The 12,988-nt window shown below is 45.8% G+C and carries 9 protein-coding genes; 5 read left to right on the top strand and 4 right to left on the bottom strand.

All coding sequences use genetic code 11. From position 1 onward, the window contains the following. Positions 1 to 29: 29 nt before the first annotated feature. From ACE01R_RS08770 to ACE01R_RS08760, 3 genes are all read right to left on the bottom strand, one after another. Positions 30 to 1,331, bottom strand: coding sequence for a solute carrier family 23 protein (locus ACE01R_RS08770; protein ID WP_395550458.1), 1,302 nt, complete (start codon positions 1,329 to 1,331; stop codon positions 30 to 32). A 294-nt stretch (positions 1,332 to 1,625) separates the two neighbouring features. Then, entirely contained in the window at positions 1,626 to 4,310 is a 2,685-nt protein-coding gene (gene ppc / locus ACE01R_RS08765; RefSeq protein WP_395550448.1) for a phosphoenolpyruvate carboxylase, read from the bottom strand. A 500-nt stretch (positions 4,311 to 4,810) separates the two neighbouring features. Continuing rightward, complete coding sequence (locus tag ACE01R_RS08760) at positions 4,811 to 5,434, bottom strand: TetR/AcrR family transcriptional regulator (protein WP_395550447.1); 624 nt, start codon at positions 5,432 to 5,434, stop codon at positions 4,811 to 4,813. Between the two features lie 146 nt (positions 5,435 to 5,580). Between ACE01R_RS08760 and ACE01R_RS08755 the strand changes: the two genes are divergently transcribed. The 4 genes from ACE01R_RS08755 (at position 5,581) to dnaJ (ending at position 11,564) form a co-directional block, all read left to right on the top strand. Further along, positions 5,581 to 6,687: an efflux RND transporter periplasmic adaptor subunit gene (locus tag ACE01R_RS08755; protein ID WP_395550446.1), complete on the top strand. Its 1,107-nt coding sequence runs from the start codon at positions 5,581 to 5,583 to the stop codon at positions 6,685 to 6,687. A gap of 8 nt (positions 6,688 to 6,695) precedes the next feature. After that, on the top strand, positions 6,696 to 9,833 hold the full coding sequence (locus ACE01R_RS08750) for an efflux RND transporter permease subunit (protein ID WP_395550544.1): 3,138 nt from the start codon (positions 6,696 to 6,698) through the stop codon (positions 9,831 to 9,833). Positions 9,834 to 9,966: 133 nt separating this feature from the next. Further along, complete coding sequence (locus ACE01R_RS08745) at positions 9,967 to 10,344, top strand: hypothetical protein (protein ID WP_395550445.1); 378 nt, start codon at positions 9,967 to 9,969, stop codon at positions 10,342 to 10,344. A gap of 107 nt (positions 10,345 to 10,451) precedes the next feature. Then, positions 10,452 to 11,564, top strand: a complete 1,113-nt coding sequence (gene dnaJ / locus ACE01R_RS08740) for a molecular chaperone DnaJ (RefSeq protein ID WP_395550444.1) — start codon at positions 10,452 to 10,454, stop codon at positions 11,562 to 11,564. A gap of 64 nt (positions 11,565 to 11,628) precedes the next feature. On the opposite strand, the gene ACE01R_RS08735 is transcribed toward dnaJ, so the two are convergent. Next, positions 11,629 to 11,877, bottom strand: coding sequence for a hypothetical protein (locus ACE01R_RS08735; protein WP_395550443.1), 249 nt, complete (start codon positions 11,875 to 11,877; stop codon positions 11,629 to 11,631). Between the two features lie 289 nt (positions 11,878 to 12,166). On the opposite strand from ACE01R_RS08735, the gene dapB reads away from it, so the two are divergent. After that, the gene (gene dapB / locus ACE01R_RS08730; RefSeq protein WP_395550442.1) at positions 12,167 to 12,988 is read left to right on the top strand and encodes a 4-hydroxy-tetrahydrodipicolinate reductase; all 822 of its coding nucleotides are present in this window, start codon (positions 12,167 to 12,169) and stop codon (positions 12,986 to 12,988) included.

Below are 12,988 nucleotides of genomic sequence, written 5' to 3'. Positions count from 1 at the left end.
TGAGGCTGCCTAAAAATGTGTATTTATACTTATGATTTATCGCCCAGGCTAAAGAACCAGTTCAGGATGAGGGCTGCAAAAGTCGCAGTACCAATACCACCCAGGTTAAAGTTGCCGAATTGCAGGGCAAAGTCACCAGTGCCTAAAATAATTGTAACTGCTGCAACCATCAGGTTTTTGTTTTTAGAGAAATCAACCTTGTTTTCAATCCAGATTTTCGCACCGGCAATGGTAATTAAACCGAAGACCACAATCGATGCACCGGTTAAGATGGCAGTCGGAATGGTATGGATAATGGCACCAAATTTTGGTGAAAGTCCCAAGAAAACTGCAAAAATACCGGCAAAGACAAAAATTATAGTCGAATAGACACGCGTTACTGCCATCACGCCAATGTTTTCACCATACGTGGTCATCCCCGGAGCACCGACACCACCCGATAAAGTCGTTGCCAGACCATCGGCAACAAAGGCTTTGCCAATGTGCGGATCAAGGTTTTCACCAGTCATGGCACCTACCGCTTTAATATGCCCCAGGTTTTCAGCCACTAAAATCAAGGCAATCGGTGCAATAATCAGCATGGCATTGGCATCAAATACAGGTGAGTGGAAGGTTGGAATACCAAACCAGTCTGCCTGTTGAATCGGAGCGAAATTAATTGGCGTGCCATGCCCCATCACATTGGAAACAATATAATAGATCAGGTAAGCCAGTAATAAACCGATCAATAACAGCAGACGTTGCAGCAGGCCTTTGGTAAATACCGCAATCGAGCCCATGCACATCACGGTGACCAGTGACATCCACATATTAAAGTTATTACCCGCCACGCCTTTAACCGTCACTGGTGCCAGATTCAGGCCGATGATCATCACGACAGCACCCGTTACTACAGGTGGCATGAGTTTTTCAATCCATTTGGTGCCGGTAGCCATCACAATAAAGCCAAAAATGGCATAAAGCACGCCACAGGCCATGATGCCGCCAGCGGCCAGGGCCAGATTGGCATTTGCTGCGCCTGTACCCGAAGCGGCATAACCCGTTGCCGCAATCACCACACCAATAAAGGCAAAGCTGGAACCCAGATAACTCGGTACACGACCACCGGTCATTAGGAAAAACAGAATGGTACAGATGCCTGACATTAAAATAGCCAGGTTTGGATCAAAACCCATCAGGAAGGGTGCAAGTACAGTCGCCCCAAACATGGCAAAAGCATGTTGTACGCCCAAAACAACGCTTTGTGCAGGTGGAAGGTATTCATTGGTACCTACAGGACGTGCATCGATACTGCCTTCGTACGGGCGCCATTTGGGAAACCAATTGGGCATTTTTTGAGCACTCTAAAGATAAATTGTGCACATCATACGCTTCTTTTTTATAAGATTTAATCGCTGCAACAAAATTTTGTTTAAACTAATGCCCTGACTTTTCAAATATTTTTACCGCATGGTAAAAGTTTTTGTATTTAAAAATAATGTGAAATCAATAGTTAATATCTTCAATTGTGCCATTGATTTATCATAAATTTTTCTTATTTCATTTATAAAAAAATATTGAAAAATTGATCATATGGTCAAAGAAAGCACACTGCTTGAGTGTGCTGGTCTTAAGAATAAATAGGCTTATCCCGTATTGCGCAGTCCTGCGGCAATTCCGGCAATACTCACCATCAAAGCATGATCGACAGGGGTATGTTCCGCCTGACGTTCGGCTAAATAGTGACGGCGGCGTTTCATCAGTTCAGCCTGCAATAAATGTAGCGGCAATAAATACGGTTTACGTACTTTCATGGACTGATCCAGTACATCGTTACTGCTCAATAGCTGTGATTCACCTTTTAATGCCAACAAGGTTTGTACCGCATCTTTTAAGCGTTGGCGCAGTTCATTGCCCAAGACTTTTAAATCTTCGTCATCGGTCAAATGTGATTCGTAATAGAGTGCCACATGACCATCGGCTTTAGAAAGTACCATTTCCAGCATATCAATCAGGGTCTGGAAATACGGCCATTGCTGCAGCATCTCATCCAGCAAGTCTTTTTGCCCCTGATCAATCACCTGGTTAATTGCAGCACCCGTACCTAGCCAGGCTGGAAGCATCAAACGGATTTGGGTCCAGGCAAATACCCAGGGAATGGCACGTAAAGACTCGATTCCACCGCTGACCTTCCGTTTTGCCGGTCGTGAACCCAGCGGTAGCATTTGCAATTCAAGTTCTGGTGTAACAGTACGAAGGTATTTCACAAAATGCGGGTTTTCACGCACGGTTTGACGATAGACCTGTACCGATAAATCAGTCATTTTGTGCATCAACTCACGCCATTCATCCTTAGGTACGGGTGGTGGCAGTAAGGTCGCCTCTAAAGTGGCAGCGGTATAAATTTCCAGATTTTGCAGCGCAATGCCTTCCAGACCAAATTTGAAGCGGATCATTTCCCCCTGTTCGGTCACACGGATGGCACCGGAAATCGAGCCTGGCGGTTGTGAAAATAGGGCTTGCTGGGTCGGTGCACCACCCCGGCTGATCGAACCGCCGCGGCCATGGAACAGGGTGAGTTGCACGGCATGTTTTTTTGCCACTGCAGTGAGTTCTTCCTGTGCACGATACTGTGCCCAGTTGGCGGACATAAATCCGGCATCTTTGGCAGAATCAGAATAGCCAATCATAACCTCATGCTTGCCCTGAATATGCTGTTTGTACCAGTGCATATTGAACAGGGTGTTCATGGTATTGGCTGCACCATCCAGATCTTTCAGCGTTTCAAATAAAGGCACTACACGAAGCGGATGTTTGATGCCGGCTTCTTTTTGCAGCAGTAATACCGCGAGTACATCACTCGGATATTCCGCCATGGAAATAATATAAGCACCTAGGCTTTCTTCCGGCTGTTCTGCCAGCGTTCGCATGGTGGCAAAGACTTCCTGTACATCAGGATGCTCAATCAGGCTCTGTTTTGGCTCATTCAAATGTTTAGGCAACAACGGACGTTTGCTTTGCAATTCTTGCAGCAAGAAATTTTGACGGGCCTGTTCGGTCCAGGTTTCAAAATTGCCCAGACCTAAATATTCGGTAATCGCTGAAATGGCCTGGCGGTGACGTCCGGATTCCTGACGGATATCCAGTTTTAGCAGTTCAATGCCAAAGCAGTTAACGCGATGGATAAAATCCAGCAGTTTGCCATTGGCAATTTCAGGCAGGTTGCAGGCAATCAGTGAGCGGTAGCACAGCAATAAAGGTTGCAATAATTCATCTTTGCTTTTGATGACACGACTGTCATCGGCATCTGCACCGCGCAATTTTTCTGCTAACCAGTGACGGGTGGCTTTTAAACGCTCACGGGTATCACGCAAATATTCACGGTAGGGTTCGGGGTGGCTGTGACCCAGTGCCTGCATCAGTTCATTGCTGCAGTTCTGAATCGACAGCTCCCAGCGTAAGTCTTCAATATCACGCAGGTATAAATCTGCCGCTTTCCAGCGCGATAACCACAGTACTTCCTGGGTAATGTTATGCGTGACATTCGGGTTACCGTCGCGGTCACCACCCATCCATGAGGCAAATCGGACCGGAGCAACGGTTAAGGGTAAGCGTTGACCACAGTGCTCTTCGACCATTTCATCCAGTTCGCGGATGAATTTGGGTATCGCATTCCACAGCGTTTGTTCAATGGTGGTAAAGCCCCATTTCGCTTCATCGATTGGGGTAGGACGGTGCTGGCGGATTTCATCAGTCTGCCAGGCGGAACAAATCAGCTGTTTGAGTTCTTCCAGTACAGTTTTACGTTCACGTGGGGTCAGTTTTTGCTGATCGGCCTTAAACAGGCAGTCATTAATATCGTCATATTTTTGAATTAGGGTGCGGCGGCTGACTTCGGTCGGATGTGCAGTCAGGACCAGTTCAATTTTCAGTTCACAGATTTGCTTGAATAAGGTGTCGGCCGAAATTTCGTGATCTTTAAACTTTTGAAACAGGTGATCGAGCGGATTGGGAGAAGGGGCATTTTCATCGAATTCGCTTTGACGGCGACTGCGCACCACATTGTACTGTTCCGCAATATTGGCAAAATTCAGAAAGTGGGTGAATGCACGGGTCAGTGGAAGAATTTCATCATCTTCCAGACTTAAAAAAAGTTGTTCCAATTGTTTTTCTGCTTCAATCTGGCCATCGCGTGCGCCTTTGGATAGCGCACGAATTTGTTCAACCTGATTAAACAAATCTTGTCCTGCATGTTCCTTAAGGGTTTCTCCCAGTAGGTTCCCAAGTAAGCGTACGTCCTCACGCAGTGGAGCATCAATTTGTTGAATCATTTTTTTCATTCTCCTAGGCTTCTCTTTTGAATATACCCGGATTTAATGACATTCCAAGTAGGAGGCATACAAAAGTATGTAATCTGTTGCTGTTAAAACTAGCAATTCATGTGCCTTTGCAGCATTTAGGAAAATAAAAGAAAAAAGGTTGAGGTCACTACTATCCTATTATCTTTATGCCAGATCCTTTTATTTTTTGAAAATAGTAACTTTAAAATTAAAATCATCTTCTTTAGGTTAGAAGCTTTCACTGCCGCAACTTCTTAATGAAATTGAAAGGTGTTTGTGGAGGGGAAATCTTACTTTTGAGAGGTCAAAATGAGAACCTCAAAATATATTTTGAGCTCGCAAGAAAAGCCTTTGTGACCCACACACAACGTCCTGAGCCAGTTTTAAGCACTGCTTTAAAATGCAGCGCAAGGGTGGGTAACGTGTGGCATCCCTGCCACACTCATGCAGCTAAAGTTTGCTTAAATTAAACTATGGGACAATAGCGATATCTAGGTCTTTTTTTGATATTTCAGCATAAATAATTCAATGCTGTTGGCAATAATCTGCTGCCTTTCTTCAGCCGTTGGCACAGCCCGAATACCCAGCAAGACTTCATGATGACGCATGCCCAACAGTAAAGAAAGGATCAGTAAGGTCAGGTTTTTTAATGCTTCTGGCTGAATAAAGCCCAATTCGATGGCCTGCTGAAAAAAGTTTTCCCACAGCGCATTCATACGCAGATGGCAGGCATTATAAAATGTCTGTGCCAGTGGATTTTGTTCCGCCGCCAGTTCCACCAATAAGCGTTCCAGTTTGATGGCTTCAGGCAAATTCGTGATATTGAGGGCCAGCTCACAGGCATGCACAAATTCTTGATAAAAATTACTGTCGGCTTGCAGGTTTAAGGGGCGAGCACTGAGTAATTCCTCGCATGTGGCAACAATGGCACAGACAAAGAGATTGGCTTTGTCCTGAAAATGATTATAAACCGTCAGCTTGGTAACCCCAGCTTCCTGGGCAATCTGATTCATGCTGGAACCATGATAGCCAGATTTCAAAAACAAGCATTTTGCCGCATTTAAAATCCGCTGACGTTTTTCCAGGTCCTTGGGGCGACCAACGTTTATTTGCACAATTTTTTCCAAAAAAATGAAAAAGGTCATTGATTTGACCTGAGAGTTATAATTAATGTACCACCAAGTATATTAATTAAAAAACGATCAATTTAAGATACACCTTATTTTGCCCTAAAAAACATTTTTAAATAAGAGCGAACTTCATGAGCACAATCAAGATTGCCGTTGCCAGCATGATCATCGTTTGCAGTGTGACCTTAACGGGATGCAGCACGGATGCAACCGAAGCAGAACACGTCCCGTTTGTCATGGTGACTCAGCCCAACAGTAGCCATAATGAGCAGAAAAGCTATGCTGGAGATGTACAGGCCCGCCAGCAAACTGCTTTGGCATTTCGGGTCGCTGGACAAATTACTGAACGTTATGTCGATGTAGGTGATCAGGTCAAAGTTGGCCAGGTGTTGGCAAAACTGGATGTGAAAGATGCGCAGCTGCAACTGAATGCGGCAAAGGCTCAACTGGAAAGTGCGCAATCTGCGGCACAGATTGCCGAAGATGAATTGAAACGCTTTAAACAGTTGCTGCCGATCAATGCCGTGAGTCGCTCACAATATGATGCCGTTGAAAACCAATATAAATCTGCCATGTCCGCACTGAAACAGGCGCAATCCAATTATGCAGTCAGCAGTAACCAAACCGGTTATAACCAGTTGATTGCCAATAAAAATGGGGTAATTACGGCACGTAATATTGAAGTGGGACAGGTGGTTTCGGCTGGGCAGGCAGCGTATCAAATAGCGATTGCCGGTGATCGTGAAGTGGTGATTGGGGTACCGGAACAGGCGATTTCAGAGATTAAAGTCGGACAGGCGGCATGGGTGACTTTATGGTCCAAACCTGAAGACAAATTTGCAGGCTATGTGCGCGAGATTTCTCCGGCAGCCGATCAGTCCAGAACCTTTAGTGTCAAAGTCGCTTTGCGTGAAGGTAATGCGGCTATTCAGCTGGGTCAAAGTGCGCGGGTATTTTTTAACAATACTCAAAACAATGTACTCAGTGTGCCTTTGTCCAGTGTTTCGGCCAATGGTCAGCAGGCCTATGTCTGGGTGGTGAAACCGGATCAGACCATACACAAAGTTGCGGTGACTTTAGGTGCTTACGGTCGTGACAGCGTACCAGTCTTATCCGGTTTAAAGGTTGATGATTATGTGGTGATTGGCGGGGTGCATTTATTGCGTGAAAAACAGAAAATCCAGCCGATTGACCGAGAAAATCGTGCCGTGAAAATTCAGCCAGGAGCTGTATCATGAATTTAGGCATGAACTTTAACCTGTCTGAATGGGCACTGAAAAATAAAGGCTTGATCCTTTATTTCATGCTGCTGCTGGGCATCGTCGGAATCGTGTCCTATTCCAAGCTGGCACAAAGTGAAGATCCACCGTTTACCTTTAAGGTTATGGTGATCCAGACTTACTGGCCGGGAGCAACAGCGCAAGAAGTGTCCTTGCAGGTGACGGATCGCATTGAAAAGGAATTGATGAGCACCGGTAACTATGAACGCATCATGGCCTATTCGCGTCCCGGTGAATCACTGGTGACTTTTGTCGCCAAAGATTCGTTGCGCTCCAGTCAAATTCCAGATGTCTGGTATCAGGTGCGTAAAAAAGTGGGGGATATCAAACAGCAACTGCCGAATGGTGTGCAAGGCCCTTTCTTTAACGATGAATTTGGCGATACCTTCGGAAATATTTATGTTTTGACCGGCAAAGATTATGACTATGCCGTATTGAAGGAATATGCCGACCGGTTGCAGTTGCAGTTACAGCGCGTCAAGGACGTTGCGAAAGTCAATCTGGTGGGCCTGCAAGACCAGAAAATCTGGATTGAACTGTCCAATACCAAAGCGGCACAACTCGGCATTCCGGTCACGGCCATTCAGCAAGCGCTACAACAGCAAAATACCATGGCCAGTGCCGGGTTCTTTGAAACAGGGACGGATCGCATTCAGATGCGGGTCAGCGGCCAGCTGCAAAGTGTTGATGAACTCAAGCAAATGCCACTCCTGGTCGCAGGCAAAACCATTCAATTGGGAGATGTTGCCGAGATCTATCGCGGCTTTAGCGAACCGGCTCAACCACGTATGCGCTTTATGGGTGAAAACGGCATTGGCATTGCCGTTTCGATGCGCAAAGGTGGAGATATTCTGGCTTTAGGGAAAAATTTAGAGACCGAATTTGCCCGTTTGCAAAAATCTTTGCCTTTGGGCATGGAACTGAAAAAGGTTTCTGATCAGCCAGTTGCGGTTAAACGCAGCGTCAACGAATTCATGAAAGTGCTGGCAGAAGCGGTAATTATCGTCCTGCTGGTCAGTTTCTTCTCACTTGGTTTCCGTACCGGTCTGGTGGTGGCATTCTCCATTCCACTGGTGCTGGCCATGACTTTTGCCGGCATGAATTTATTTGATGTCGGGCTGCATAAAATTTCACTGGGCGCTTTAATTCTCGCATTGGGTCTGCTGGTCGATGACGCCATTATTGCCATTGAAATGATGGCCATTAAAATGGAGCAGGGCTATAGCCGGCTCGAAGCCGCAGGTTTTGCCTGGAAAACCACGGCTTTTCCAATGCTCACGGGAACCCTGATTACCGCAGCAGGCTTTTTGCCGATTGCCACTGCAGCCTCCAGTACGGGTGAATATACCCGTTCCATTTTCCAGGTCGTGACCATTGCCCTGGTGGTGTCATGGTTTGCAGCGGTACTGTTTGTACCGTATCTGGGAGATAAACTGCTACCCGATTTTAATCAGGATCTGATCCAAAAAGCACCGTGGTATCAGCGCTTATGGGCCCGTTTGCGCAAGCAGCCGGAACCTCAGCCGGTCGTGCATCATGCCGGTGAGCATCATGACCCTTATCAAAGCAGGTTTTATCAAAAATTTAGAGGCTGGGTGAGTAAGTGTATAACCTACCGTAAAACCGTGATTGCAACCACGGTGGGTATTTTTGTGCTGTCGGTGCTGATGTTTAAACTGGTACCCCAGCAATTCTTTCCGCCGTCCAACCGTGCTGAAATTCTGGTCGATTTAAAACTGGAAGAAGGTGCCTCACTTACGGCAACAGAAAATGCAGTGAAGAAAGTCGAGAAATTCTTGTCGACCAAAGAAGGCATCGATAATTATGTGGCTTATGTCGGTACGGGTTCAACCCGTTTCTATTTACCGCTGGATCAGCAGCTGCCACAAGCCAGTTTTGCCCAGTTCGTAGTCTTGGCTTCCTCTCTGGAGGATCGCGATGAAATCCGTAAATCTTTAGATCAGGAAATCCGCAAATTACTGCCAGATGTACGTACCCGGGTTTCGTTACTGGAAAATGGTCCGCCGGTAGGTTATCCATTGCAGTACCGCGTTTCAGGGGAAGACCTGAATTTGGTGCGTCAGTGGGCATATAAAGTTTCGGCCGTCATTGCAGAGAATCCGAATAGCACCAATGTCCATCTGGACTGGGGCGAGCCAAGCAAGACCATTCATTTGAATATTGATCAGGACCGTGCCCGTCAAATGGGCGTATCGACTTTAGATTTGTCACAATTCCTGAATAGTTCCATCAGCGGGGCAACCATCAATCAGTATCGTGAAAAACGTGAACTGATTGAAATCCGTTTGCGTGGTGATCAAAATGAACGGGTCAATGTCGAGTCCTTATCCAGTCTGGCGGTACCGACATCAAATGGCGGTTCTGTACCACTCGCGCAAATTGCCAAAATTGAATATGGCTTTGAAGATGGTCTAATCTGGCATCGTAACCGTTTACCGACCATTACCGTGCGTGCCGATATTCAGACCAAGTTGCAGCCTGCAACCGTGGTGGGGGAACTTGCCGATAAAATGGATCAACTGCGTGCCGAATTGCCAAGCGGTTATCTGATTGAGGTGGGTGGTACGGTTGAAGAGTCTGCACGTGGACAACGCTCGGTCAATGCCGGTATGCCGTTCTTCCTGGCAGTGGTGATGACCTTGCTGATGATTCAGCTCAAGAGTATGTCACGCGCCACGATTGTGCTGTTAATGGCACCATTGGGTCTGATTGGGGTGGTACTGTTTCTGTTATTGTTCAATAAACCTTTTGGTTTTGTCGCGATGCTGGGAACCATTGCACTGTCTGGCATGATCATGCGCAATTCTTTAATCCTGATTGACCAGATTGAACAGGATATACAGGCTGGACATGATCCATGGAATGCCATTATTGATGCAACTGTGCGTCGTTGCCGTCCGATTGTGCTGACTGCCTTGGCCGCAGTACTGGCGATGATTCCATTATCACGCAGTATTTTCTTTGGTCCAATGGCTGTTGCCATTATGGGGGGCTTGATTGTCGCGACCCTGTTGACTCTGTTCTTTTTACCGGCATTGTATGCACAATGGTTTAAAGTGAAAAAAAATAGTCAAACGGAGTAATTTTTTGACAATAATCAGGTGCGAAATGTTGAAAACTTCAATATAGTAGCACCTAATATTTGTATACATTTTTATCAAGCAATTTACTACATATTAAAACTCTAAACATGTGGTAAATGGGGTTGAAACGCACATGACTCAAGACAATTTAAGCCGACTTCGCCGCTCTATTGCGATTTCCTATGTCTTGATGTTTTTGGCCTTATTTACTGTGATTAGTGGCATATTTGCTTACTGGTTTGCGCGCAAAGTCACAAAAGTGAATGAGGTGGAGGTCTGGCTTCAGGCGCAAGCCCTCTGGATCATGCGTAATATTGTGATTTATATGATTCTGGTGTGTTTTGCGGCACTCTGGTTTATTCCACTGATTTTCTTTTATTGGGATAGCGCTGTTTGGGTCAAAGGTTGTACCGTCGCAGGCGTGGTTTTCGCCATGATTGCCTTTTTATTCTTGTTGAATGCCTGGCTCAAGGGAATTTCTCGATTTTTCAAAAATAAAGCCGTTTTCTAAGCCGAATAAACTTTTTTCCCATTTCCCCCTTGTAAAATTTGTTTCCATCCCCAATTTCACTCCACAGTTAAGTATTAAATAAAATTCCGTGAGGAGCATCGCCAGACATGGCTAAACGTGATTATTATGAGGTTTTGGGCGTCGCTAAAACCGCTAGTGATGATGAAATTAAAAAAGCCTACCGTAAGTTGGCGATGAAATATCATCCAGACCGTAACCCGGACAACCCTGAAGCTGAAGAGAAATTTAAAGAAGCTGCCGAAGCTTATGAAATTTTATCTGACAGCGAAAAACGCAGCATGTATGACCGTATGGGGCATAACGCTTTTGAAGGCGGCATGGGCGGTGGTGGCTTTGGTGGCGGTTTCAGCGCTGAAGACATCTTTAGTCAGTTTGGCGACATCTTTGGTGGTGCATTCGGTGGCGGTGGTGGCCGTGGTCAGCAACGTGCACGCCGTGGATCAGACCTTCGCTACGTGATGGAATTGACGCTTGAAGAAGCAGTCAAGGGCGTGAAAAAAACCATTACTTTTACTGCACCGGCACCATGTGAGGCCTGTGACGGTAAAGGCTCTAAAAACCCGAACGATGTTGAAACCTGTAAAACCTGTCATGGTGCAGGTCAAGTGCGTATGCAACAAGGTTTCTTCTCTGTTCAACAAACCTGTAGCACCTGTCGCGGTCAAGGTAAAATCATCAAGAATCCATGTAATACGTGTCATGGTTCAGGTGTAAAAGACCGTCAGCAAACGCTTGAAGTGACCATTCCAGCAGGGGTGGACAACGGTGACCGCGTACGTTTAAGTGGTAAGGGTGAAGCGATTCGTGATGGTCAGTCAGGTGATTTATACGTTGAAGTGGTAGTGCGTGAGCATGAAATCTTCCAGCGCGATGGTGCAGACCTGTATATGGATGTGCCAGTGAGCATTGCCGATGCGGCTTTGGGTAAAGAAATCCAGATTCCAACCCTGGATGGTCGTGTCAGCCTGAAAATTCCTGAGGGAACTCAAACCGGCAAAATGTTCCGCCTGCGTGGTAAAGGGGTTAAACCGGTACGTACCAGCATGCAAGGTGACTTACTCTGCCGCGTAGTGGTTGAAACACCAGTCAACTTGACCGCTCGTCAACGCGAGTTGTTAAAAGAATTGCAAGAAACGCTGGATGGTGATGACAATAAATCATCTCCAAAGAAAAAGTCGTTCTTCGGTCTGTTTGATTAATTTCGAGTAGCAGTCAAAAAAGGGTGATCGTAATATCACCCTTTTTTTATCTCTGCTGAATGCATTATTGAGAGATGGGTTGATCAATCGCATTGACATCGACCATTTGTGCTGCGGGTTCCGTGGTCGGTTTTTGCTGCGTTGCTGGCTGATTATTTTCAGCTTGAGCAGGTGTGGCAGTGTGGGTACGAATATTTATTTTCACCTGCGATAAGCTTTCTAAAGTATCTCCTGCCTGAACTGCAGGCTCTGCCCATGCAGTCGTCATGGTTGTTGCCATCAAAACAGTTAACGCAATTTTTTTCGAATGCATCTTGATCTCCTTATAATTTATCTTTTTATCATTCGTGATCGCTAGTCTGCGTAGCAATGTTTACAGTGAGATGAAAATCTGCAACTAAAGCATTTATTTTTTTAGATTAAAGTTTGCATCGCGGATGGTACGTACGCGTGACAGACCTGCAGCATGTATGCTGGGTGAATATTCAGATAAGTAGGCAAAGTTAATACAGTTTGGATGAAATATTTGAGCTTGAAACTTAGTCTTAGTACAGAGTTTTGATATAGTAAGAACAATTTAGAAACAACATTAGGAATATGTTATGTCAGCAGCTCCACGCATTGGTGTATTAGGTGCAGGCGGTCGTATGGGACGCATCCTTATTCAAGCCGTGAAAGAAGCAGGTTACCAGCTTGCAGCAGCAGTTGAACGCCCTGAAAGCAGCTTAATTGGTGCAGATGCAGGCGAGCTTGCAGGTATTGGTGCTGTTGGTGTCAAGGTTGTTGGCAATTTACAAGACGTATTAAAAGACTGTGACGTGGTGATTGATTTCACAGCGCCTGTTGCGACTGCACAGCATTTAAAATTATGCCGTGAAGCGGGTGTGGCCATTGTGATTGGTACTACCGGCATGAACGACGAACAAAAAGCATTCTTAGATGACAGCGCAACGCAAACCCCTGTGGTCTATGCGGCAAACTATTCTGTTGGCGTGAACGTTTCTATCAAACTGTTGGAACTTGCTTCTAAAGTATTTGGTGATACAGTCGATATTGAAGTAATTGAAGCGCATCACCGTCATAAAGTCGATGCACCATCAGGTACAGCACTGATGATGGGTGAAGCAATTGCCGATACTTTAGGCCGTAACCTGAAAGAAGTAGCTGTTTACGGTCGTGAAGGGCATACTGGTCCACGTGATCGTCAAACCATTGGTTTTGAAACCATTCGTGGTGGTGATATTGTCGGTGAACATACGGTAATGTTCATTGGTGAAGGCGAACGTGTTGAAATTACCCATAAAGCCACTAACCGTATGAATTTTGCCGCTGGTGCGGTTCGTGCTGCCGCTTGGGTGGTGGGCCGTGAAGCGCGTAAATATGACATGAAAGATGTACTGGGTTTTAATGATATTCAAGTATAA

The sequence above is a fragment of the Acinetobacter sp. BSP-28 genome (assembly GCF_044130285.1).
In the GTDB taxonomy this organism is placed as follows: domain Bacteria; phylum Pseudomonadota; class Gammaproteobacteria; order Pseudomonadales; family Moraxellaceae; genus Acinetobacter.
This window is presented reverse-complemented; position numbering and strand designations above follow the sequence as displayed.